Here is a 19,876-nt window from a genome sequence, read left to right on the forward strand (position 1 = left end):
TTCTCTTCAGTCTTAGGGGGTGGCCGGAACTACTGCGCGACCTGGGTGATCTCGAACGGCTGCGGCTGCTGCGCGCCGTGCGGGTGCTGGTCACCCTTGTAGACCTTCAGCTTCGAGAGCATCTGACGGCCCAGGGAGTTCTTCGGGAGCATGCCCTTGACGGCCTTCTCGATGGCCTTCTCCGGGTTCTTGTCCAGCAGCTCGTCGTAGCGGACGGAGCGCAGACCGCCCGGGTAGCCGGAGTGGCGGTACGCCATCTTCTGGGTCCGCTTGTTGCCGGAGAGGTGCACCTTGTCGGCGTTGATGATGATGACGAAGTCACCGGTGTCGACGTGGGGCGCGTAGATCGGCTTGTGCTTGCCGCGCAGGATGGAGGCCGTGGTGGAGGCCAGACGCCCCAGGACGACGTCCTGAGCGTCGATGACGTGCCACTGGCGCGTCACATCGCCGGGCTTGGGGCTGTACGTACGCACGGTTCGTAGCCTTCGCTTCTTCAGTGAGTGGTCCTGACATTGGTCACCGAAGACGATCACGACAGCCCTGACCGCACCGCGGTGACGCATACCGCGTGCAGATCGCTGGTCATCGGTCCCGGTGGACCGGTGTAAGGGCCCCTCACGTGAGAATGAGCAAGCCAATACACATACGACTGTGCAGAATACCCGGGGCCCCCTAGCCGGGTCAAAACGGGGCCGCGGCGGCCCGCGCGGGCTCCGGCGCGGGCCCGGCAGCCGCGTGATCGCCGGCGGCCGTCCGCGCGGCCCCGGCCCGCCGGGCGACGGCCAGGGCCAGCACGCACAGGGTGAACGCGTCCTTGAAGGCCCGCCGCCGCTCCGACTCCAGCCAGGGCCAGGTCAGCCCCGGGACCTGGGGCACCAGGGCGATCCAGAACCAGGCGCCGCGGGCCACCGACCCGGCGTACGGCAGCCCGGCCAGCAGCAGCGGCAGGACGACCAGGAGGTAGTGGTCGTAGGACGGCCTGGAGACCAGGAACGCCGAGAGCATCAGGCCCGCGCCGGTCTCCGCGAACCGCAGCGGGCCGGGGCCGGCCCGCCGCCAGCGCAGGTGGGCGCAGAACACCCCGGCCCCGGCCGCCGCCAACGCGAGCCCCTGGGCGAGCGCGCCCGGCACCCCGAGCCGGGGCAGCACGGCCGCCGGGGAGGCCTCGTAGAGCCGTACGAAACCGTCGTCGCCGTGCAGCAGGAACGGCAGGGTGCGGGTGAAGAAGCCGGCCGGGTCGGGCATCAGCAGTGCCGCCGCGCCCGAGGCCAGCGCGGGCACCAGGACGGCCGCCGCCAGCGCCCGCCACCGCCCGGCGAACAGGAAGAGCAGGACGACGGGCGCGAGCAGCGGCTTGAGCGCCACGGCCGCGCCGATCACCAGGCCCGCCGACGTCCACCGCCCCCGGCTCGCCAGCAGCAGCGACAGCGGCAGGGCCACCGCCGCCGTGACCGTCCAGTTGCCGAGGCGCACCAGGTGCCCGAACGGGGCGAAGCCCACCGCGAGCCCGGTCAGCCCGAGGACCGCCAGCCGGCTGCGCGGCGGTACGCGGTGCAGGCGCAGCGCGCAGGCCCAGGCCAGCGCCAGCAGGGCCGTCACCGCGCACGGCACCAGCACCCGCAGCACGGCGCCGGGCAGCAGCGCCTGCGGAGCGGCGGCCAGGACCGCGCTCGGGAGATAGAGGAAGTGCGGATCGTCGTACGGGGAGCCGCCGGCCAGCCAGGTGCGGGCGGCCCGCACGACGATCGCGTTGTCCATCCCGCCGTCCGAGGTCACCCGCCCCGCGTGCCCGGCGGACACCGCCAGCACCACCGCGAGCACCGCCCACGCGGGCCCGCCCGCGGGTCGCACCAACCACCCGGAGATGTCGTCTTTGCCCGTCCGCATGAGCGGAACGCTAGGTGCTGCGGGGCTCCACGAGGCGCACCAGCGCGCCACTCGGCCCGTCTAAGATGCGGCCCATGAGCTTTGGGCAGGGGGGACCTCAGTCGCAGTGGGATCCCTGGAAACCGCAATCGCAGCAGCAGCCCTACGGTCAATCGCAGCAGCAGCCCTGGAACGCCGGTGACGCGGGTGCCGCCCCGGACTGGGCGGCCCTCGCCGAGGCCTCCGAGGCCCGGGCCAAGCGGCGCCGCCTGTTCATCATCGGCGGGGGCGCCTTGGCCACCGTGGCGATAGCCGGCGCCGTCGCCGTGGCCGTGGTCTCCGCGAGCGGCTCCGGCCAGGCGTCCGACGGCCCCGCCTCCCGGCTGCCCGCGACGTCGGACATACCCAGCGCGTCGGCCACGACCCCGTCGTTCGCCCCGACCAGCGCCCCGCCGCCGCTGGACCCGAAGGACTTCGTCTCCAGCGTCCAGAAGGACAAGGCCCCGCTCAGCCCGGACCTGCTCTTCCCCGGCACCCAGCTGACCATGGGCGAGACGGTCTACAAGAAGGGCCCGACGGCCGACACCCGCACCTGCGGCTCCGCCGCCCAGGGCACGCTGCCCAAGGTCCTCGACGCCAACGGCTGCACCCGGCTGCTGCGCGTCACCTACACCAAGGGCGACACCGCCGTGACGGTCGGCGTGGCCGTCTTCGACACCGAGGCGCAGGCCGCGAAGGCCAAGAAGCAGGCCGACACGAAGAGCATCGTGCGCTCGCTGTCCGGCGGCGGCGTCAAGTCGTTCTGCTCCGGCGCCGTCTGCCGCTCCACCACCAACTCCTACGGCCGCTACGCCTACTTCACCGTCTCCGGGTTCACCGACGGCAAGAACGTGACGGAGAAGTCCACGCAGGTGTTCCGGGCCGGCGACGACCTGGCCGAGTTCGCCTTCCTGCAGATCCGCCGGCGCGGCGAGGCCCAGGCGTCGGCGGCGGCCCAGGCGGGCTGACCGCCCCGCCCGTCCCCCGGCGTCCCACCGGCGGACATTCCGGCGGACGACGGGAACGGGGCGTCGCCGAACGGCGGTCCGGCGGGGGCACGTCCGCACCGTGTGGTCAGCAGCAACCGCTCCCCGGCAGCGTCCGCTTGTTCCGCGCCTCGAGGTTGCGCGCCGCCAGCAGCTCGTCGGCCGGGTAGCCGACCTCCTCCAGCGTCAGCCCGTGCGGCCGTACGACGTGCACCGCCGAGTCCCGTACGCCGGCGGCGAGCACCTTGGCGGGCCAGTCGGGCGGGCGGTGGCCGTCGCCGACGAACAGCAGGGCCCCGATGAGGGAACGCACCATGTTGTGGCAGAAGGCGTCGGCCCGCACGGTGGCGGTGATGATCCCGTCGTCCTCGCCGCGCACCAGGCTCAGCTCCTGGAGGGTCCGGATGGTGGTGGCGCCCTCACGCTTCTTGCAGTAGGCGGCGAAGTCGTGCTCCCCCAGCAGTCCGCGGGCGGCCTCGTTCATGGCGTCCACGTCGAGCGGCCAGTCGTGCCACAGGACGTGGCCGCGCAGCAGCGGGTCGACGCCGCCGGGGTTGTCGGTGACCCGGTAGGCGTAGCGCCGCCAGACGGCGGAGAACCGTGCGTTGAAGCCGCTGGGCGCCTCGCGCAGGGCCCACACCCGCACGTCCCTGGACAGCCGGCCGGCGAGCCGCTTGAGCAGCTTGGCGTGGTGCTCGGCCCAGACCTCGCGCGGCAGGTCGACATGGGCGACCTGGCCGCGGGCGTGCACTCCGGCGTCGGTCCGCCCGGCCACGGTCAGCTCGTACGTGTCCCGGGACCGGGTGACCGTCCGCAGCGCGTCCTCGATCTCGCCCTGCACGGTCCGCCGCCCGCCGGCCTGCTTGGCCCAGCCGGAGAACTCGGTCCCGTCGTAGGAAAGGTCCAGCCGCACCCGTACGTACCCGGGCTCTACTTCGTCACTCACCCAGAGATCCTCTCACCGACGAAAAAGCGGGCCCGCCCCTCGAAAGGAACGGACCCGCAACGCCCTCGAGGGGCGGGGGGATCTGTGCGACGAGCCACGACGAAGCCGCAGCCGCCGCACAGCCCCCGGCAGACGCTCAGGCGTCCTTGGACTCCTCGGCGGGAGCCTCGTCGGCCTTGGCCGTGTCGACCTTGGCCTCGGAAACCTCGGCGGAGCCCTCGGCGTCCTTGGCGGCACGCTTGGTGGCGGCCTCGGCCTCGCCGGTCGCCTCCTGCGCCACGGTCAGCGCCTCGACCAGCTCGATGACGGCCATGGGCGCGTTGTCGCCACGGCGGTTACCGATCTTGGTGATCCGGGTGTAGCCACCGGGACGGTTCTCGTAGCGCGGGCCGATCTCGGTGAAGAGCGTGTGGACGATGCTCTTGTCCGTGATCACCTGGAGCACCTGGCGGCGGTTGTGAAGGTCGCCCTTCTTCGCCTTGGTGACCAGACGCTCGGCGTACGGACGCAGCTTGCGCGCCTTCGCCTCGGTGGTGGTGATGCGGCCGTGCTCGAAGAGCGACTTCGCGAGGTTCGCGAGGAGCAGCTTCTCGTGCGAGGCGCTGCCGCCCAGACGGGCACCCTTGGTGGGCTTCGGCATTGTTTCTCCTAGGTGTCTGCTCCGGCCGTATCAGGTACCGAAGTCAGTATCTGAGCAGACGGTTGTCTGTCAGAGATCCGGTCACTCCTGCGAGCGCCGGAAGGTCCCGCGCCCCCAGAGGGGCGCGGGGAACTGCGCGACCAGCCACAGCGGGCCCGCAGCCGAATGCGAACCGGTCGGGTCCGAGCTCAGTACTGCTCGGTCTCGACGAAGCCCGCGTCCGCGTCGTCGTCGGCGCCGAAGGCGTCCGCCGCGGCGGTCGGGTCGAATCCGGGCGGGCTGTCCTTGAGCGCGAGGCCCATACCGGCCAGCTTCGCCTTGACCTCGTCGATCGACTTCGCACCGAAGTTGCGGATGTCGAGCAGGTCGGCCTCGGAGCGGGCGACGAGCTCACCCACCGAGTGGATACCCTCGCGCTTGAGGCAGTTGTACGACCGAACGGTGAGCTCCAGCTCCTCGATCGGCAGCGCCAGGTCGGCGGCGAGCGCGGCGTCCGTCGGGGACGGACCCATGTCGATGCCCTCGGCGTCGATGTTCAGCTCGCGGGCGAGACCGAACAGCTCGACCAGGGTCTTGCCGGCCGACGCCATGGCGTCACGCGGCCGCATGGCCTGCTTCGTCTCGACGTCGACGATCAGCTTGTCGAAGTCGGTGCGCTGCTCGACACGCGTGGCCTCGACCTTGTACGTGACCTTGAGAACCGGCGAGTAGATCGAGTCGACCGGGATACGGCCGATCTCCTGGCCGACCTGCTTGTTCTGCACGGCGGAGACGTAGCCGCGACCGCGCTCGACGGTCAGCTCCATCTCCAGCTTGCCCTTGCCGTTGAGCGTGGCGAGGACGAGGTCGGGGTTGTGCACCTCGACACCGGCCGGGGGCGCGATGTCGGCGGCGGTGACCAGACCCGGGCCCTGCTTGCGCAGGTACATCACGACCGGCTCGTCGTGCTCCGAGGAGACGACCAGCTGCTTGATGTTGAGGATCAGGTCGGTGACGTCCTCCTTGACGCCCGGCACGGTGGTGAACTCGTGCAGGACACCGTCGATGCGGATGGACGTGACCGCCGCACCCGGGATCGAGGAGAGGAGCGTACGGCGCAGGGAGTTGCCGAGGGTGTAGCCGAAGCCCGGCTCCAGCGGCTCGATGACGAACCGGGAGCGGAACTCGTCGACGACCTCTTCGGTCAACGAGGGACGCTGAGCGATCAGCATGTGGTGTTCCTTCAGTCAGGGGCGCCCGCTATTTGACGCCCGACCATTACTGCAAGGGTACGGGCGATACGGCCGAAAGAGCCGTACCGCCCGTGAAAACCCAGGTGAAGCGAGATCAGGAGCGTCCCGGAGGGCGCGCCCGATCAGACGCGACGGCGCTTCGGCGGGCGGCAGCCGTGCTGTGACATGTGGGGGACGACCCCCACACCCCCAGCCGGATGCCAGGCCGACGCGACCGGTACGTCAGACGCGACGGCGCTTCGGCGGGCGGCAGCCGTTGTGCGGCGTCGGGGTGACGTCCTGGATCGAGCCGACCTCGAGGCCGGTCGCCTGCAGGGAACGGATGGCGGTCTCACGACCGGAACCCGGGCCCTTGACGAAGACATCGACCTTGCGCATGCCGTGCTCCTGAGCGCGGCGGGCAGCCGACTCGGCGGCCATCTGCGCGGCGAACGGCGTGGACTTCCGGGAGCCCTTGAAGCCGACGTGGCCGGCGGAGGCCCAGGAGATCACGTTGCCGGTCGGGTCCGTGATGGACACGATCGTGTTGTTGAACGTGCTCTTGATGTGCGCGTGGCCGTGAGCGACGTTCTTCTTTTCCTTGCGGCGCACCTTCTTGGCAGCGCCCTGACGTCCCTTGGGGGGCATGTCGTACTCCTACGGGAGGTGGTCGGTCCTACAGCGAAGACCGCTGGACGGCGAGTCCGCTGCGGACTACTTCTTGCCCGGCTTCTTCTTGCCGGCGATGGCGCGACGCGGGCCCTTGCGGGTACGCGCGTTGGTGCTGGTGCGCTGACCGCGGACGGGCAGACCGCGACGGTGGCGGAGACCCTGGTAGGTGCCGATCTCGACCTTGCGGCGGATGTCGGCCTGGATCTCGCGACGGAGGTCACCCTCGGTCTTGATGTTGTTGTCGACGTACTCGCGGATCGCGACGAGCTGCTCCTCGGAGAGGTCGCGAACACGGGTGTTCGGGTCCACTCCGGTGGCAGCCAGCGTCTGCTGCGAGAGCGTCCGGCCGATGCCGAACACGTAGGTGAGGGCGATCTCGACGCGCTTTTCGCGCGGGATGTCAACACCGGAAACGCGTGCCATTCAATGGCTCCTGGTGATCTTCGGAGGTCTTCCACAGAACCGGTTCCCGGGCCGCCGTGTCAGGTACGGATCGGGTCCCCGGCCTCCGAACCGGGGGTGTCGGACGCCTGGGCGTCCGGGTCCTGCGTATGAACATATTCAGCTCGCGTCGCGCGAAGTCCTGCGAATCGCGGAGGGAACGGTCGTGCGTCAGCCCTGGCGCTGCTTGTGGCGCGGGTTGTCGCAGATGACCATGACCCGGCCGTGACGGCGGATCACCCTGCACTTGTCGCAGATCTTCTTGACGCTCGGCTTGACCTTCATTGAGTGAAGTTCTCCGGGCTCAGTGCCCCCGCGCCATACGGTGCCGGGGCAGGGGAAAGATCTACTTGTACCGTTGGAGAAGCTCCCCTGGATCGCTCCGGGGAGTTTGACAGGACGAGCCTGTCCGACGACGACCCTCCCGGCCGCCGGGGCGGGTACGGGACCCGCCCAAGCTCACTTGTACCGGTAGACGATCCGGCCACGCGTCAGGTCGTACGGAGACAGCTCCACCACGACCCGGTCGTCAGGGAGAATGCGGATGTAGTGCATACGCATCTTGCCGCTGATGTGTGCCAGGACCTGGTGGCCGTTCTGGAGCTCGACCCTGAACATCGCGTTGGGGAGAGACTCGACGACAGTGCCCTCGATCTCGATGGCACCTTGCTTCTTGGCCACGCTTCGCCCTTCGAATCGACTACCTTGATCGACTCTCGCGCTTCGCACGAGTGCATGCAGGCATGCGGGTGCACGAGATCCGACGAGTCAGTCTACGTCAGCACACCCGGAAAGGCGAAACGAGGAAGTCTGCCCCAGTCGGGCGATCGTTATGCGAGCCGTCGGCCCAGCGGGTCCGGCGCCGCCGTGACACCCGGCTCCGCCGGCCCGGCCCTGCCGCCGACCGCCGCTCGTCCCCGCCGCCCCCGCCGCCCTCTCGCGGGCTCGGCGCGGAGGGCGCCTCGCAGGCTTCGAGCGGCTGCTCCGGCCTCCGACCCGACCACCGCAACCGGCGCGACGCTCAGCCCAGCGGGTCCGGCGCCGCCGTGACACCCAGCTCCGCCAGCTTCGCCTTGCCACCGTCAGGAGCGGTCAGGACCAGCGGCCCCTGCTCGGTGAGGGCCACGGAGTGCTCCCAGTGCGAGGACCAGGTGCCGTCGGTGGTGATGACCGTCCAGTCGTCCTCGAGGACCTTGGTGCGCGGGGTGCCGAGGGACACCATCGGCTCGATGGCCAGGCAGAAGCCGGGGACCAGCTTGGGGCCCTTGCCGCGCTTGCGGTCGACGTAGTTCAGCAGGTGCGGGTCCATGTGCATCTCGGTGCCGATGCCGTGGCCGCCGTAGTCCTCGATGATCCCGTACTTGCCGCCGCCGGGCTTCGGCTGACGGCGGATGTACGTCTCGACCGCCCGGGAGATGTCGACGAGCCGGTTGCCCAGCTTCATGGCCGCGATGCCCGCCCACATCGACTCCTCGGTCACCCGGGAGAGCTCGACCAGCTCCGGGGAGTGACCGGAGCCGACGAAGGCCGTGTACGCGGCGTCGCCGTGCCAGCCGTCGATGATCGCGCCGCAGTCGATGGAGATGACGTCGCCGTCCTTGAGGACCACGTCGTCGGACGGGATGCCGTGGACGACGACCTCGTTCACCGACGTGCAGATGGTCGCCGGGAAGCCTCCGTAGCCGAGGAAGTTCGGCTTGGCGTTGTGCTCCGAGAGCACCTTGCGGGCGACCTGGTCCAGGTCCTTGGTCGTGGCGCCGGGCACGGCCGCCTCGCGTGTGGCCGCGTGGATGGCGGCGACGACCAGCCCCGCCTCACGCATCTTGGCGATCTGCTCGGGGCTCTTGATCTGCACCATGGGGACTGCGGCCTTTCTGGACCGGAGGGGACGGGGAACGCTTCCAACGATACGGGGCGGGGACCACCCCATCACACAGCTCAGCCGCGGCCCCTGAGCAGGGGACCGCGGCTGCAGCCGGGGCTGACGACTACTGGTCGCGCTTGAGCGCCTCCAGCGCACGGCCCGTGACCGTGTCCACCGGTCCCGTCGCCGCGATGGTGACGACCAGGCCCTGCGACTTGTAGTAGTCGATGATCGGCTCGGTCTGCGTGTGGTAGACCTCCAGCCGCTTGCGGACCGTCTCCTCGGAGTCGTCGTCCCGCTGGTACAGCTCGCCGCCGCAGACGTCGCAGACGCCCTGCTCCTTCGGCGGCGTGTACGTCACGTGGAACACGTGCGCCGAGTTGTTGCGGCAGACACGCCGGCCGGCGATCCGCTTGACGACCTCGTCCTCCGGGGCCTCCAGGTCCAGCACCGCGTCGAGCTTCATGTCCTCGGTCTCGAGCAGCTCGTCCAGCGCCTCGGCCTGGGAGACGTTGCGCGGGAAACCGTCCAGCAGGAAGCCGCCCTCGGCGTCGGGCTGCTCCATCCGGTCCTTCGCCATGGCGATGGTGACCTCGTCCGGTACGAGGTTGCCGGCGTCCATGTAGGACTTCGCGAGCTTGCCCAGGTCGGTCTGCTGGCTGATGTTCGCGCGGAACAGGTCGCCCGTGGAGATGTGCGGGATGTGCAGCGTCTCGGCAAGGCGGGTGGCCTGCGTTCCCTTACCGGCGCCCGGCGGCCCGACGAGGACGATTCGCATCAGCGGAGGAACCCTTCGTAATTGCGCTGCTGGAGCTGGCTCTCGATCTGCTTCACCGTCTCGAGACCGACACCCACGATGATCAGGATGCTCGTCCCGCCGAACGGGAAGTTCTGGTTTGCCCCGAAACCGGCCAACGCCATTGTCGGTACGAGAGAGATCAGGCCCAGATACAGCGAACCCGGCCAGGTGATCCGGTTGAGTACGTAGCTCAGGTACTCAGCGGTCGGTCGGCCAGCCCGGATGCCCGGGATGAACCCACCATACTTCTTCATGTTGTCCGCGACTTCCTCGGGGTTGAACGAGATCGCCACGTAGAAGAAGGCGAAGAACACGATCAGGAGGAAGTACAGAATGATGTGCGGAGTCGCGGCCGTGTCGGCGAGGTTCTTCTGGATCCAGGTGGCCCAGCCCGCCTGCGAGCCGGAGAACTGGACGATCAGCGCCGGGATGTAGAGCAGCGACGAGGCGAAGATGACGGGGATGACACCCGCCTGGTTCACCTTGAGCGGGATGTACGTCGACGTGCCACCGTAGGAACGGCGGCCGATCATGCGCTTCGCGTACTGCACCGGGACGCGGCGCTGCGCCTGCTCCACGAAGACGACCAGGCCGACCATGACGAAACCGACGAGCATGACGGTGCCGAACTCGATCCAGCCGTCCGCCAGCTCACCCTGCTTCTTGATGGCCCACAGGGCGGACGGGAAGGTCGCGGCGATCGAGATGAACATCAGGATCGACATGCCGTTGCCGACGCCGCGGTCGGTGATCAGCTCGCCGAGCCACATGACGGCGGCCGTACCGGCGGTCATGGTGACGACCATGACGACGGTGGTGAAGATGGCCTGGTCGGGAACGATCTGACCGGCGACGGTGCAGCCGGAGAACAGGGCGCCGCTGCGGGCGGTGGCCACCAGGCCGGTGCCCTGCAGGATGGCGAGCGCGATGGTCAGGTAGCGGGTGTACTGCGTGATCTTCGCCGTACCCGCCTGGCCCTCCTTCTTCAGGGCTTCCAGGCGCGGGATCACCACGGTCAGCAGCTGCAGAATGATGCTCGCCGTGATGTACGGCATGATGCCGAGCGCGAAGACCGTGATCTGCAGCAGGGCGCCGCCGCTGAACATGTTCACCAGACCGAAGAGGCCCTGGTTGCCGGACGCCTGGTCCACACACTCCTGGACGTTCTTGTAATCGACGCCTGGGATGGGAATGTGGGTACCAAGCCGGTAGACCACGATGATGCCGAGCGTGAAGAGCAGCTTCTTGCGCAGGTCGGGCGTCTTGAACGCCCGGGCGAACGCGGTGAGCACGGTGCCTCCTGCGACCCCCGCGCTACTGCGTCAAGGGTGACGGTCTTGAGGATTCGACTGACGACTAAGTAAGTAACGGTCAACTGCCGCCCAGGGTGCCCCATGTGACGCACCCGTGAAAGAGGGCAGCGCAGGCCACCTTACCGGCGGGAGTACTTTCCTTGGAACGACCAACCGGGGATACCCCTTTTGTGGGGCATCCCCGGTCGGGATCGCTCATGTCATCGAGACGCCTGAAGGGTTCAGACGAGCTCGGTGACGGTACCGCCGGCGGCGGTGATCTTCTCCTTGGCGGAGCCGGAGACGGCGTCGACCGTCACCTGCAGCGCCACGGAGATCTCGCCCTGGCCGAGGACCTTGACGAGGCTGTTCTTGCGAACGGCACCCTTGGCCACCAGACCCTCGACGGTGACCTCGCCACCCTCGGGGTAGAGCGCGGCCAGCTTCTCGAGGTTCACGACCTGGAACTCGGTCTTGAACGGGTTCTTGAAGCCCTTCAGCTTCGGAAGACGCATGTGGAGGGGCATCTGGCCACCCTCGAAGCGCTCCGGAACCTGGTAACGGGCCTTCGTACCCTTCGTACCACGACCAGCCGTCTTACCCTTCGACGCCTCACCACGACCCACACGGGTCTTGGCGGTCTTGGCGCCCGGGGCGGGACGGAGGTTGTGGATCTTGAGCGGGTTCTGCTCACCCATGATCAGTCGACCTCCTCGACCGTCACGAGGTGGCGGACGGTGTGCACCATGCCGCGGAACTCGGGGCGGTCCTCCTTGACGACCTGCGTGTTGATCCCCTTGAGACCAAGGGAACGCAGGGTGTCACGGTGGTTCTGCTTGCTGCCGATGTAGGACTTGACCTGCGTAATCTTGAGCTGCGCCATGATTACGCACCCGCCCCGGCACGCGCACGGAGAAGAGCCGCGGGAGCGACGTCCTCGAGCGGCAGACCACGGCGGGCCGCGATCTCCTCGGGACGCTGCAGACCCTTGAGGGCCTCCACGGTCGCGTGCACGATGTTGATCTGGTTGTCGGAGCCCAGGGACTTCGACAGCACGTCGTGGATACCGGCGCACTCGAGCACGGCGCGCACCGGACCACCGGCGATCACACCGGTACCCGGGGACGCGGGCTTGAGCAGCACGACGCCGGCAGCCTTCTCACCCTGGATGGGGTGCGGGATGGTGCCCTGGATGCGGGGGACCTTGAAGAAGTGCTTCTTGGCCTCCTCAACACCCTTGGCGATGGCGGCCGGCACCTCCTTGGCCTTGCCGTATCCGACACCCACGGTGCCGTCACCGTCGCCCACCACGACCAGCGCGGTGAAGCTGAAGCGACGACCACCCTTCACAACCTTGGCGACACGGTTGATCGCGACGACGCGCTCAACGTAAGCGGTCTTCTCGGCGGCAGCTGCGCCGCCGTCACGGCCCTTCCGGTCCCGCCGCTCGCCGCCACCGGCACCGCCACCGCGGCGCTGGGGTCCAGCCATTGGAATTACCTCTCTCTGTTTCCGCTAGCGATACGGAACCGGGTCAGAACTTCAGACCGGCTTCGCGGGCGGCGTCCGCCAGGGCGGCGATGCGCCCGGCGTACTGGTTGCCACCGCGGTCGAAGACCACGGTCTCGACACCCGCGGCCTTGGCACGCTCGGCGACGAGTGCGCCGACCTGCTTGGCCTGCGCGGACTTGTCCGCCTCGCCACCACGGATCGAGGTGTCCAGGGTGGACGCCGACGCAAGGGTGTGACCCTTGAGGTCGTCGATCACCTGGGCCACGATGTGGCGGTTCGAGCGGGTAACGACCAGACGAGGACGCTCCGCCGTACCGGCGATCCGCTTGCGGATCCGGATGTGACGGCGCTTGATCGCGGCGCGCTTGTAGGCGTCGCCCTTGAGGATCTTCTGTCCGTATGCCATGGCTTACTTACCCGCCTTTCCGACCTTGCGTCGGATGACTTCGCCCTCGTACTTGACGCCCTTGGCCTTGTACGGGTCGGGCTTGCGCAGCTTGCGGATGTTGGCCGCAACCTCGCCGACCTTCTGCTTGTCGATGCCCTCGACCGAGAAACGAGTCGGGTTCTCCACCTTGAAGGTGATGCCCTCGGGGGCCTCGACCAGGATCGGGTGGCTGTAGCCGAGGGAGAACTCCAGGTTCGAACCCTTGGCGATCACGCGGTAACCGACACCGCTGATCTCGAGCTTCTTCACGTAACCCTGGGTCACGCCGGTGATCATGTTCGCCACCAGCGTGCGGGACAGGCCGTGCAGGGCCTTGCTCTGACGCTCGTCGTTGGGGCGGGTGACGTTCAGAACGCCGTCCTCACCCTTGGCGATGTCGATCGGCGCCACGACGGTGTGAGTCAGCGAGCCCTTCGGGCCCTTGACCGAGACCGTACGGCCGTCGATGGTGACGTCCACGCCGGCGGGAACCGCGATGGGGAGCTTGCCGATGCGCGACATAGCTGTTTCCTCCGTTCCCTTCCGTTACCAGACGTAGGCGAGGACTTCTCCGCCTACGCCCTTCTTGCCGGCCTGCTTGTCGGTGAGGAGCCCGTGCGACGTGGAGATGATCGCCACGCCGAGGCCACCCAGCACCTTGGGCAGGTTGGTGGACTTCGCGTACACCCGGAGACCGGGCTTGGAGATCCGCTTGATGCCCGCGATGGAGCGCTCACGGTTCGGGCCGAACTTCAGCTCGAGGACGAGGTTCTTGCCGACCTCGGCGTCCTCGGTCTTCCAGCCCGTGATGAAGCCCTCCTGCTGGAGGATCTCCGCGATGTGAGACTTGATCTTGGACGCCGGCATCGTCACGGAGTCGTGGTACGCCGAGTTCGCGTTCCGCAGACGCGTAAGCATGTCTGCGATCGGATCAGTCATGGTCATGAATTGGCCTTCGGCCTCTCTCGCCGGGGTTTCCTGGTGCGCCATCCCTCTCCCCGATCCGAGACGGGACGGGTGCGGCGCGGTGGACCTACGGCGTAGTAAGCAAATATGTGCAGGCACAGCCTGCGGGCGTAGGGGCGGCAGACGCCCAACCCCACAAGCCTAAGGCATGTGGAGGCGGGCCCCTGCCGACCCAGATGCTTACCGAGAGTCTGAATAACCCGGGATTACCGGATTACCAGGAGCTCTTGGTCACGCCCGGCAGCTCGCCACGGTGAGCCATCTCACGAAGGCACACGCGGCACAGGCCGAACTTGCGGTACACGGAGTGCGGGCGGCCACAGCGCTGGCAGCGGGTGTAGCCACGCACACCGAACTTGGGCTTGCGAGCAGCCTTAGCGATCAGAGCCTTCTTCGCCATCTCGCTCACGCCTCCTTGAAGGGGAAGCCGAGGTGACGAAGGAGCGCGCGGCCCTCAGCGTCGTTGGTCGCCGTGGTCACCACGGTGATGTCCATACCCCGGGTGCGGTCGATCTTGTCCTGGTCGATCTCGTGGAACATGACCTGCTCCGTGAGACCGAAGGTGTAGTTGCCACGGCCGTCGAACTGCTTGGGGGACAGACCACGGAAGTCGCGGATGCGCGGCAGCGCGAGCGACAGGGTGCGGTCCAGGAACTCCCACATGCGGTCGCCACGGAGCGTGACGTGGGCACCGATCGGCTGGCCCTCGCGCAGCTTGAACTGCGCGATGGACTTGCGGGCCTTGGTGACGGCCGGCTTCTGACCGGTGATCGTGGTGAGGTCGCGAATCGCGCCGTCGATCAGCTTGGAGTCACGGGCGGCGTCGCCCACACCCATGTTGACCACGATCTTCACGAGGCCGGGGATCTGCATGACGTTCTCGTAGGAGAACTCCTCACGCAGCTTGCCCGCGATCTCCTCGCGGTACTTCGTCTTCAGACGCGGAGTGGTGGTGGTAGCCATCAGATGTCCTCACCCGTCCGCTTGGCAACGCGAACCTTGTTGCCCTCGTCGTCGAAGCGGTAACCGACGCGCGTGACGACCTTGTTGCCGTCCTTCTCCACGACCAGCTGGACGTTGGAGACGTGGATCGGGGCCTCGGTGGTCACGATGCCGCCGGCCTGCGAACCGCGAGCGGTCGGCCCGGCCTTGGTGTGCTTCTTGACCCGGTTGACACCCTCGACCAGGACGCGGTCCTCGCGGGGGAAGGCCGCGATGACCTTGCCCTGCTTGCCCTTGTCCTTACCGGTGATGACCTGAACCAGGTCGCCCTTCTTGATCTTCATGCTCACAGCACCTCCGGCGCGAGGGAGATGATCTTCATGAACTTCTTCTCGCGCAGCTCACGGCCCACCGGGCCGAAGATACGGGTGCCGCGAGGGTCGCCGTCGTTCTTCAGAATGACGGCGGCGTTCTCGTCGAAGCGGATGTACGAGCCGTCCGGACGGCGGCGCTCCTTGACGGTGCGAACGATGACCGCCTTGACGACGTCACCCTTCTTCACGTTGCCACCGGGGATCGCGTCCTTGACGGTGGCGACGATGACGTCACCGATACCCGCGTAGCGGCGACCGGAGCCACCGAGCACACGGATGGTGAGAATTTCCTTCGCACCCGTGTTGTCGGCGACGCGCAGTCGCGACTCCTGCTGGATCACGTCTATCTCCTGATTGTCTGCCGGTTCCCGGCAGGGGCCGCCTCGTCAACGAGGTGAGGCCCCTGCCGAGCCTGGCGGAACTGACCTGCGTGGGTTTGCCCCGCAGGCGGATTTGCTGGAATTCCCTTGCGGGAATTACCTACTTGGCCTTCTCGAGGACCTCGACGACGCGCCAGCGCTTCGTCGCGGACAGCGGCCGGGTCTCCATGAGGAGGACGCGGTCGCCGACACCCGCGGCGTTCTGCTCGTCGTGAGCCTTGAGCTTGTTGGTACGGCGGATGACCTTGCCGTACAGCGCGTGGGTCACGCGGTCCTCGACGGCGACGACGACGGTCTTGTCCATCTTGTCGCTGACGACCAGACCCTGACGGGTCTTGCGGAAGCCGCGGCCGGCCTTCGTCTCTTCAGTCACGTTGTTCTCGCTCATCAGGCGCTCTCCACCGTCTCGATGCCCAGCTCGCGCTCACGCATCAGGGTGTAGATCCGCGCGATGTCCTTGCGGACGGCCTTGAGCCGACCGTGGTTCTCGAGCTGACCCGTCGCCGCCTGGAAGCGGAGGTTGAACAGCTCTTCCTTGGCTTCGCGGAGCTTCGCGAGAAGCTCCTCGTCACCCAGTTCGCGCAGCTCGGACGCCTTGGTACCGGCCGACATCACGCTTCACCTGCCTCGCGCTTGACGATCCGGCACTTCATCGGCAGCTTGTGGGCCGCACGAGTCAGCGCCTCACGGGCGATCTTCTCGTTGGGGTAGGACAGCTCGAACATGACCCGGCCCGGGTGCACGTTCGCGATCCACCACTCCGGCGAACCCTTACCGGAACCCATGCGGGTCTCGGCAGGCTTCTTCGTGAGCGGGCGGTCCGGGTAGATGTTGATCCAGACCTTGCCGCCACGCTTGATGTGGCGGGTCATCGCGATACGGGCCGCCTCGATCTGGCGGTTGGTCACGTACGCCGGCGTGAGGGCCTGAATGCCGTACTCGCCGAACGCAACCGTCGTACCGCCCTTGGCCTGACCACGGCGCTTCGGGTGGTGCTGCTTGCGGTGCTTGACCCTACGGGGGATCAGCATGTCGGTCAGGCCTCCGTTCCGGTGCTCTCAGCCGGAGCGGCAGCGGCGGCGGGAGCGTCGGCCTTGGGGGCCTCGGCAGCCGGCGCGGACTGCTGCTGCGGCTTGCGACCGCGACCGCCACGCTCGCCACCGCGGCCACCACGGGCCGGGCGGTCGTTGCCACCACGGGCCGGGCGGTTGCCGGCGCGGGCAGCGGCGTTCTCGGCGCGGACCTCGGCGATGTTCTTGACGTCGCCCTTGTAGATCCAGACCTTCACGCCGATGCGGCCGAAGGTCGTCTTGGCCTCGAAGAAGCCGTAGTCCACGTTCGCGCGGAGCGTGTGCAGGGGCACACGGCCCTCGCGGTAGAACTCCGAGCGGGACATCTCGGCGCCACCGAGGCGGCCACCGCACTGGATCTTGATGCCCTTGGCGCCGGCCTTCATCGTGCCCTGCATGCTCTTGCGCATGGCACGACGGAAGGAGACGCGGGAGGAGAGCTGCTCGGCGACGGCCTGGGCCACCAGCTGAGCGTCCGTCTCCGGGCTCTTGACCTCGAGGATGTTCAGCTGGACCTGCTTGCCGGTCAGCTTCTCCAGGTCACCGCGGATGCGGTCGGCCTCGGCGCCGCGGCGGCCGATGACGATGCCGGGACGAGCGGTGTGGATGTCCACACGCACGCGGTCACGGGTGCGCTCGATCTCCACCTTCGAGATGCCGGCGCGCTCCATGCCGGACGTCATCATCCGACGGATGGCGACGTCTTCCTTGACGTAGTCCTTGTACAGCTTGTCGGCGTACCAACGCGACTTGAAGTCGGTCGTGACACCGAGCCGGAACCCGTGCGGGTTTACCTTCTGGCCCATTACCGGGTTCCTTCCTTGCTGCTGACGACCACGGTGATGTGGCTGGTCCGCTTGCGGATCCGGTAGGCGCGGCCCTGGGCGCGCGGACGGAACCGCTTCAGGGTCGGGCCCTCGTCGACGTAGGCCTCGGAAATGAAGAGGCTGTCGGCGTCGGTGTGGTCGTAGTTGTGCGCGGCGTTGGCAATGGCGCTGTCCAGCACCTTGCCGACCGGCACGCTCGCGGCCTGCGGGGCGAAACGCAGGACCGCCTGAGCCTCCGTGGCATCCATGCCACGGATGAGGTCCACCACGCGGCGGGCCTTCATGGGCGTGACGCGGATGTACCGCGCCTGGGCCCTGGCTTCCATGGTTGTCCCTTCAGTGTTTGTCATGGTCTTTCACACCCCGCTGACTAGCGGCGCTTCGACTTCCGGTCGTCCTTGACGTGACCCCGGAAGGTGCGCGTCGGCGAGAACTCGCCGAGCTTGTGGCCGACCATGGACTCGGTGACAAACACCGGGATGTGGGTCTTGCCGTTGTGCACCGCGATCGTGTGGCCGAGCATCGCCGGGACGATCATCGAGCGACGGGACCAGGTCTTGATGACGTTCTTGGAACCGGCTTCGTTCTGCGTGTCCACCTTCTTGATCAGGTGGTCGTCGACGAAGGGTCCCTTCTTCAAGCTACGAGGCATCTCAACCCGTCCTTAGCGCTTCTTGTTCGTCTTGCGGCGGCGGACGATGTACTTGTTCGACGCCTTCTTGGGCGAACGAGTACGGCCTTCCTTCTTGCCCCACGGGGACACGGGGTGGCGGCCACCGGAGGTCCGGCCCTCACCACCACCGTGCGGGTGGTCCACCGGGTTCATGACCACACCACGGACGGTCGGGCGAACGCCCAGCCACCGCTTGCGGCCCGCCTTGCCCCAGTTGATGTTCGACTGCTCGGCGTTGCCGACCTCGCCGACGGTGGCGCGGCAGCGCACGTCGACCAGGCGGATCTCTCCGGACGGCATGCGCAGGTGGGCCATCGAGCCCTCCTTCGCGAGCAGCTGCACGGAGGCACCGGCGGAGCGGGCGAACTTGGCACCGCCACCGGGACGGAGCTCGATCGCGTGGATCGTGGTACCGACCGGGATGTTGCGGAGGGCCAGGTTGTTGCCCGGCTTGATGTCGGCCCCGGGACCGTTCTCGACGCGGTCACCCTGCTGCAGGTTGCGCGGGGCGAGGATGTAGCGCTTCTCGCCGTCGGCGTAGTGCAGCAGCGCGATGCGCGCGGTGCGGTTGGGGTCGTACTCGATGTGCGCGACCTTCGCCGGCACGCCGTCCTTGTCGTGGCGACGGAAGTCGATGACACGGTAGGCGCGCTTGTGTCCGCCACCCTGGTGGCGAACGGTCACACGACCGGCGTTGTTACGGCCGCCCTTGCTGTGCAGCGGGCGGACCAGCGACTTCTCCGGCGTGGACCGCGTGACCTCGACGAAGTCGGCGACGGAGGAGCCACGGCGGCCCGGCGTCGTCGGCTTGTACTTGCGGATTCCCATTTCTCAGTCCTCGTCCGATATTCGGACGATCCGGACCTCCGTCAGGAGGTCGGACCGCCGAAGATGTCGATACGGTCGCCCTCGGCAAGGGTCACGATCGCGCGCTTGCTGTCGGCACGCTTGCCGAAGCCGGTGCGGGTCCGCTTGCGCTTGCCCTGGCGGTTGATCGTGTTGACCCCGGTGACCTTGACCGAGAAGACCGCCTGGACGGCCTCCTTGATCTCGGTCTTGTTGGAGCCCGGCGCGACGATGAACGTGTACTTGTTCTCGTCGAGGAGCGCGTAGCTCTTCTCGGACACGACCGGCTTCAGCAGCACGTCACGGGGGTCCGTGAACGCCTTGCTCGCCGGGGTGACGACGGTGTTCTTGCCCTCGGCCTCGTGGCGGCGCGCCTTGGCGACGCGTGCGGCCTTGGCGGCCTTGGCCGCCTTGGAGGCGATGCTCGGGTGACGCGTAGCCATCAGGCTTCGCTCCCTTCGGTGTCAGCAGCCTTGGGGCCGGACACGAAGGACTCGAAGGCGGCCTGGGTGAAGACCACGTCGTCCGAGACGAGAACGTCGTACGTGTTCAGCTGGCCCGGCTCCAGGATGTGGATCTGGGGCAGGTTGCGGGCGGACAGCCACGCGGCCTCGTCGGCGCGGTCGACGACCAGGAGCAGGTTCTTGCGCTCCGAGATCTTGCCGAACAGCGTCCGGGCGGCCTTCGTGGACGGGTTCTCGCCCTCGATGACGCCGGTGACGACGTGGATGCGGTTGTGGCGGGCCCGGTCGGTGAGGGCGTGGCGCAGGGCCGCGGCCTTCATCTTCTTCGGGGTCCGCTGCGAGTAGTCACGCGGCTGCGGGCCGTGGACGACGCCACCGCCGGCGAACTGCGGCGCACGGGTCGAACCCTGGCGGGCGCGGCCGGTGCCCTTCTGGCGGTACGGCTTCTTGCCGCCACCACGGACCTCGCCGCGACGCTTGGTCTTGTGCGTGCCCTGGCGGGCAGCGGCGTTCTGCGCGACGACGACCTGGTGGATCAGCGGGATGCTGATCTTCTCCACGCCGAAGATCTCCGCGGGGAGCTCGACGCTTCCGGTCTTCTCGCCTGCAGGCGAAAGGATGTCAACAGTGCTCATCGGT

General features: G+C 68.0%; 32 protein-coding genes. 1 reads left to right on the forward strand and 31 read right to left on the reverse strand.

Annotated elements, in window-relative coordinates; translation table 11 throughout:
• Positions 1–29: 29 nt before the first annotated feature.
• Positions 30–473, reverse strand: a complete 444-nt coding sequence (gene rplM / locus ACP4J0_RS04200; protein WP_031041507.1) for a 50S ribosomal protein L13 — start codon at positions 471–473, stop codon at positions 30–32.
• Positions 474–681: 208 nt separating this feature from the next.
• Positions 682–1,887, reverse strand: coding sequence for a glycosyltransferase 87 family protein (locus tag ACP4J0_RS04205; RefSeq protein WP_426597230.1), 1,206 nt, complete (start codon positions 1,885–1,887; stop codon positions 682–684).
• A gap of 74 nt (positions 1,888–1,961) precedes the next feature.
• Between ACP4J0_RS04205 and ACP4J0_RS04210 the strand changes: the two genes are divergently transcribed.
• Complete coding sequence (locus ACP4J0_RS04210) at positions 1,962–2,873, forward strand: hypothetical protein (RefSeq protein WP_426597231.1); 912 nt, start codon at positions 1,962–1,964, stop codon at positions 2,871–2,873.
• A gap of 106 nt (positions 2,874–2,979) precedes the next feature.
• Here ACP4J0_RS04210 and truA read toward each other — a convergent pair whose 3' ends face one another.
• From truA to rplD, 29 genes are all read right to left on the reverse strand, one after another.
• Positions 2,980–3,837, reverse strand: coding sequence for a tRNA pseudouridine(38-40) synthase TruA (truA, locus tag ACP4J0_RS04215; protein WP_426597232.1), 858 nt, complete (start codon positions 3,835–3,837; stop codon positions 2,980–2,982).
• A 136-nt stretch (positions 3,838–3,973) separates the two neighbouring features.
• Positions 3,974–4,477 carry a 50S ribosomal protein L17 gene (gene rplQ, locus ACP4J0_RS04220; RefSeq protein ID WP_395572035.1) on the reverse strand — a complete coding sequence of 168 codons (504 nt, stop codon included), beginning with the start codon at positions 4,475–4,477 and terminating at the stop codon, positions 3,974–3,976.
• A 188-nt stretch (positions 4,478–4,665) separates the two neighbouring features.
• A complete protein-coding gene (locus ACP4J0_RS04225; protein WP_003966937.1) occupies positions 4,666–5,688 on the reverse strand; it encodes a DNA-directed RNA polymerase subunit alpha in 1,023 nt (340 codons plus the stop codon).
• 243 nt (positions 5,689–5,931) lie between these two features.
• Positions 5,932–6,336 carry a 30S ribosomal protein S11 gene (rpsK, locus tag ACP4J0_RS04230; RefSeq protein WP_003948617.1) on the reverse strand — a complete coding sequence of 135 codons (405 nt, stop codon included), beginning with the start codon at positions 6,334–6,336 and terminating at the stop codon, positions 5,932–5,934.
• Positions 6,337–6,402: 66 nt separating this feature from the next.
• Entirely contained in the window at positions 6,403–6,783 is a 381-nt protein-coding gene (gene rpsM / locus ACP4J0_RS04235; RefSeq protein ID WP_004984507.1) for a 30S ribosomal protein S13, read from the reverse strand.
• A gap of 189 nt (positions 6,784–6,972) precedes the next feature.
• The gene (gene rpmJ, locus ACP4J0_RS04240; protein WP_003974245.1) at positions 6,973–7,086 is read right to left on the reverse strand and encodes a 50S ribosomal protein L36; all 114 of its coding nucleotides are present in this window, start codon (positions 7,084–7,086) and stop codon (positions 6,973–6,975) included.
• A 174-nt stretch (positions 7,087–7,260) separates the two neighbouring features.
• Positions 7,261–7,482: a translation initiation factor IF-1 gene (gene infA, locus ACP4J0_RS04245; protein WP_004927214.1), complete on the reverse strand. Its 222-nt coding sequence runs from the start codon at positions 7,480–7,482 to the stop codon at positions 7,261–7,263.
• A gap of 340 nt (positions 7,483–7,822) precedes the next feature.
• Positions 7,823–8,659 (reverse strand): type I methionyl aminopeptidase, encoded by an 837-nt coding sequence (gene map, locus ACP4J0_RS04250; RefSeq protein ID WP_426597233.1) that lies wholly within the window; start codon positions 8,657–8,659, stop codon positions 7,823–7,825.
• 130 nt (positions 8,660–8,789) lie between these two features.
• Positions 8,790–9,443 (reverse strand): adenylate kinase, encoded by a 654-nt coding sequence (locus tag ACP4J0_RS04255; RefSeq protein ID WP_426597234.1) that lies wholly within the window; start codon positions 9,441–9,443, stop codon positions 8,790–8,792.
• On the reverse strand, positions 9,443–10,756 hold the full coding sequence (gene secY / locus ACP4J0_RS04260) for a preprotein translocase subunit SecY (protein ID WP_426523610.1): 1,314 nt from the start codon (positions 10,754–10,756) through the stop codon (positions 9,443–9,445). Before secY ends, ACP4J0_RS04255 begins: the two co-directional genes overlap by 1 nt.
• 242 nt (positions 10,757–10,998) lie before the next feature.
• Complete coding sequence (rplO, locus tag ACP4J0_RS04265) at positions 10,999–11,454, reverse strand: 50S ribosomal protein L15 (protein ID WP_351602488.1); 456 nt, start codon at positions 11,452–11,454, stop codon at positions 10,999–11,001.
• A gap of 2 nt (positions 11,455–11,456) precedes the next feature.
• Positions 11,457–11,639: a 50S ribosomal protein L30 gene (gene rpmD, locus ACP4J0_RS04270; RefSeq protein ID WP_003974250.1), complete on the reverse strand. Its 183-nt coding sequence runs from the start codon at positions 11,637–11,639 to the stop codon at positions 11,457–11,459.
• A gap of 2 nt (positions 11,640–11,641) precedes the next feature.
• Positions 11,642–12,247 carry a 30S ribosomal protein S5 gene (rpsE, locus tag ACP4J0_RS04275; protein ID WP_004927232.1) on the reverse strand — a complete coding sequence of 202 codons (606 nt, stop codon included), beginning with the start codon at positions 12,245–12,247 and terminating at the stop codon, positions 11,642–11,644.
• 43 nt (positions 12,248–12,290) lie between these two features.
• Positions 12,291–12,674, reverse strand: coding sequence for a 50S ribosomal protein L18 (gene rplR / locus ACP4J0_RS04280; RefSeq protein WP_426597235.1), 384 nt, complete (start codon positions 12,672–12,674; stop codon positions 12,291–12,293).
• Positions 12,675–12,677: 3 nt separating this feature from the next.
• On the reverse strand, positions 12,678–13,217 hold the full coding sequence (gene rplF, locus ACP4J0_RS04285; protein WP_426523609.1) for a 50S ribosomal protein L6: 540 nt from the start codon (positions 13,215–13,217) through the stop codon (positions 12,678–12,680).
• 24 nt (positions 13,218–13,241) lie between these two features.
• Positions 13,242–13,640 (reverse strand): 30S ribosomal protein S8, encoded by a 399-nt coding sequence (gene rpsH / locus ACP4J0_RS04290; protein ID WP_026248232.1) that lies wholly within the window; start codon positions 13,638–13,640, stop codon positions 13,242–13,244.
• Positions 13,641–13,875: 235 nt separating this feature from the next.
• Positions 13,876–14,061 (reverse strand): type Z 30S ribosomal protein S14, encoded by a 186-nt coding sequence (locus ACP4J0_RS04295; RefSeq protein WP_003948630.1) that lies wholly within the window; start codon positions 14,059–14,061, stop codon positions 13,876–13,878.
• A 5-nt stretch (positions 14,062–14,066) separates the two neighbouring features.
• Complete coding sequence (gene rplE / locus ACP4J0_RS04300) at positions 14,067–14,624, reverse strand: 50S ribosomal protein L5 (protein ID WP_030619154.1); 558 nt, start codon at positions 14,622–14,624, stop codon at positions 14,067–14,069.
• Positions 14,624–14,947, reverse strand: a complete 324-nt coding sequence (gene rplX / locus ACP4J0_RS04305; RefSeq protein WP_003974256.1) for a 50S ribosomal protein L24 — start codon at positions 14,945–14,947, stop codon at positions 14,624–14,626. The genes rplE and rplX overlap by 1 nt, the downstream gene beginning before the upstream one ends.
• 2 nt (positions 14,948–14,949) lie before the next feature.
• Positions 14,950–15,318 (reverse strand): 50S ribosomal protein L14, encoded by a 369-nt coding sequence (rplN, locus tag ACP4J0_RS04310; protein WP_003974257.1) that lies wholly within the window; start codon positions 15,316–15,318, stop codon positions 14,950–14,952.
• A gap of 139 nt (positions 15,319–15,457) precedes the next feature.
• On the reverse strand, positions 15,458–15,745 hold the full coding sequence (rpsQ, locus tag ACP4J0_RS04315; protein WP_210974119.1) for a 30S ribosomal protein S17: 288 nt from the start codon (positions 15,743–15,745) through the stop codon (positions 15,458–15,460).
• Entirely contained in the window at positions 15,745–15,969 is a 225-nt protein-coding gene (rpmC, locus tag ACP4J0_RS04320) for a 50S ribosomal protein L29 (protein ID WP_003998824.1), read from the reverse strand. The genes rpsQ and rpmC overlap by 1 nt, the downstream gene beginning before the upstream one ends.
• Positions 15,969–16,388, reverse strand: coding sequence for a 50S ribosomal protein L16 (gene rplP, locus ACP4J0_RS04325; RefSeq protein ID WP_004927269.1), 420 nt, complete (start codon positions 16,386–16,388; stop codon positions 15,969–15,971). The genes rpmC and rplP overlap by 1 nt, the downstream gene beginning before the upstream one ends.
• 5 nt (positions 16,389–16,393) lie before the next feature.
• Positions 16,394–17,233, reverse strand: a complete 840-nt coding sequence (gene rpsC / locus ACP4J0_RS04330; RefSeq protein WP_055418365.1) for a 30S ribosomal protein S3 — start codon at positions 17,231–17,233, stop codon at positions 16,394–16,396.
• The gene (rplV, locus tag ACP4J0_RS04335) at positions 17,233–17,580 is read right to left on the reverse strand and encodes a 50S ribosomal protein L22 (RefSeq protein ID WP_003974262.1); all 348 of its coding nucleotides are present in this window, start codon (positions 17,578–17,580) and stop codon (positions 17,233–17,235) included. Before rplV ends, rpsC begins: the two co-directional genes overlap by 1 nt.
• A gap of 44 nt (positions 17,581–17,624) precedes the next feature.
• Positions 17,625–17,906, reverse strand: coding sequence for a 30S ribosomal protein S19 (rpsS, locus tag ACP4J0_RS04340; RefSeq protein ID WP_055418366.1), 282 nt, complete (start codon positions 17,904–17,906; stop codon positions 17,625–17,627).
• A gap of 12 nt (positions 17,907–17,918) precedes the next feature.
• A complete protein-coding gene (rplB, locus tag ACP4J0_RS04345; protein WP_217143312.1) occupies positions 17,919–18,755 on the reverse strand; it encodes a 50S ribosomal protein L2 in 837 nt (278 codons plus the stop codon).
• 41 nt (positions 18,756–18,796) lie between these two features.
• Positions 18,797–19,216 (reverse strand): 50S ribosomal protein L23, encoded by a 420-nt coding sequence (gene rplW / locus ACP4J0_RS04350; protein ID WP_426523607.1) that lies wholly within the window; start codon positions 19,214–19,216, stop codon positions 18,797–18,799.
• Positions 19,216–19,872, reverse strand: coding sequence for a 50S ribosomal protein L4 (gene rplD / locus ACP4J0_RS04355; RefSeq protein ID WP_104634711.1), 657 nt, complete (start codon positions 19,870–19,872; stop codon positions 19,216–19,218). Before rplD ends, rplW begins: the two co-directional genes overlap by 1 nt.
• Between the last annotated feature and the right edge of the window lie 4 nt (positions 19,873–19,876).

Source organism: Streptomyces sp. WG7 (assembly GCF_049975785.1).
GTDB lineage: Bacteria > Actinomycetota > Actinomycetes > Streptomycetales > Streptomycetaceae > Streptomyces.

What these genes read in the sequence shown, in the direction of transcription:
- ACP4J0_RS04205 (WP_426597230.1), bottom strand. Translation starts at nt 1,887, where the DNA reads ATGCGGACGGGCAAAGACGACATCTCCGGGTGGTTGGTGCGACCCGCG.
- map (WP_426597233.1), bottom strand. Translation starts at nt 8,659, where the DNA reads ATGGTGCAGATCAAGAGCCCCGAGCAGATCGCCAAGATGCGTGAGGCG.
- rplD (WP_104634711.1), bottom strand. Translation starts at nt 19,872, where the DNA reads ATGAGCACTGTTGACATCCTTTCGCCTGCAGGCGAGAAGACCGGAAGC.
- rpsS (WP_055418366.1), bottom strand. Translation starts at nt 17,906, where the DNA reads ATGCCTCGTAGCTTGAAGAAGGGACCCTTCGTCGACGACCACCTGATC.
- rplE (WP_030619154.1), bottom strand. Translation starts at nt 14,624, where the DNA reads ATGGCTACCACCACCACTCCGCGTCTGAAGACGAAGTACCGCGAGGAG.
- ACP4J0_RS04210 (WP_426597231.1), top strand. Translation starts at nt 1,962, where the DNA reads ATGAGCTTTGGGCAGGGGGGACCTCAGTCGCAGTGGGATCCCTGGAAA.
- rplW (WP_426523607.1), bottom strand. Translation starts at nt 19,216, where the DNA reads ATGGCTACGCGTCACCCGAGCATCGCCTCCAAGGCGGCCAAGGCCGCC.
- rpmJ (WP_003974245.1), bottom strand. Translation starts at nt 7,086, where the DNA reads ATGAAGGTCAAGCCGAGCGTCAAGAAGATCTGCGACAAGTGCAGGGTG.
- ACP4J0_RS04255 (WP_426597234.1), bottom strand. Translation starts at nt 9,443, where the DNA reads ATGCGAATCGTCCTCGTCGGGCCGCCGGGCGCCGGTAAGGGAACGCAG.
- rpsE (WP_004927232.1), bottom strand. Translation starts at nt 12,247, where the DNA reads ATGGCTGGACCCCAGCGCCGCGGTGGCGGTGCCGGTGGCGGCGAGCGG.
- rplQ (WP_395572035.1), bottom strand. Translation starts at nt 4,477, where the DNA reads ATGCCGAAGCCCACCAAGGGTGCCCGTCTGGGCGGCAGCGCCTCGCAC.
- rpmC (WP_003998824.1), bottom strand. Translation starts at nt 15,969, where the DNA reads ATGTCGGCCGGTACCAAGGCGTCCGAGCTGCGCGAACTGGGTGACGAG.
- rpmD (WP_003974250.1), bottom strand. Translation starts at nt 11,639, where the DNA reads ATGGCGCAGCTCAAGATTACGCAGGTCAAGTCCTACATCGGCAGCAAG.
- ACP4J0_RS04295 (WP_003948630.1), bottom strand. Translation starts at nt 14,061, where the DNA reads ATGGCGAAGAAGGCTCTGATCGCTAAGGCTGCTCGCAAGCCCAAGTTC.
- rplR (WP_426597235.1), bottom strand. Translation starts at nt 12,674, where the DNA reads ATGGCATACGGACAGAAGATCCTCAAGGGCGACGCCTACAAGCGCGCC.
- rplV (WP_003974262.1), bottom strand. Translation starts at nt 17,580, where the DNA reads ATGGAAGCCAGGGCCCAGGCGCGGTACATCCGCGTCACGCCCATGAAG.
- rplB (WP_217143312.1), bottom strand. Translation starts at nt 18,755, where the DNA reads ATGGGAATCCGCAAGTACAAGCCGACGACGCCGGGCCGCCGTGGCTCC.
- rplX (WP_003974256.1), bottom strand. Translation starts at nt 14,947, where the DNA reads ATGAAGATCAAGAAGGGCGACCTGGTTCAGGTCATCACCGGTAAGGAC.
- rplP (WP_004927269.1), bottom strand. Translation starts at nt 16,388, where the DNA reads ATGCTGATCCCCCGTAGGGTCAAGCACCGCAAGCAGCACCACCCGAAG.
- rpsQ (WP_210974119.1), bottom strand. Translation starts at nt 15,745, where the DNA reads ATGAGCGAGAACAACGTGACTGAAGAGACGAAGGCCGGCCGCGGCTTC.
- rpsH (WP_026248232.1), bottom strand. Translation starts at nt 13,640, where the DNA reads ATGACCATGACTGATCCGATCGCAGACATGCTTACGCGTCTGCGGAAC.
- ACP4J0_RS04225 (WP_003966937.1), bottom strand. Translation starts at nt 5,688, where the DNA reads ATGCTGATCGCTCAGCGTCCCTCGTTGACCGAAGAGGTCGTCGACGAG.
- rpsC (WP_055418365.1), bottom strand. Translation starts at nt 17,233, where the DNA reads ATGGGCCAGAAGGTAAACCCGCACGGGTTCCGGCTCGGTGTCACGACC.
- rpsM (WP_004984507.1), bottom strand. Translation starts at nt 6,783, where the DNA reads ATGGCACGCGTTTCCGGTGTTGACATCCCGCGCGAAAAGCGCGTCGAG.
- rplF (WP_426523609.1), bottom strand. Translation starts at nt 13,217, where the DNA reads ATGTCGCGCATCGGCAAGCTCCCCATCGCGGTTCCCGCCGGCGTGGAC.
- rplO (WP_351602488.1), bottom strand. Translation starts at nt 11,454, where the DNA reads ATGGGTGAGCAGAACCCGCTCAAGATCCACAACCTCCGTCCCGCCCCG.
- rpsK (WP_003948617.1), bottom strand. Translation starts at nt 6,336, where the DNA reads ATGCCCCCCAAGGGACGTCAGGGCGCTGCCAAGAAGGTGCGCCGCAAG.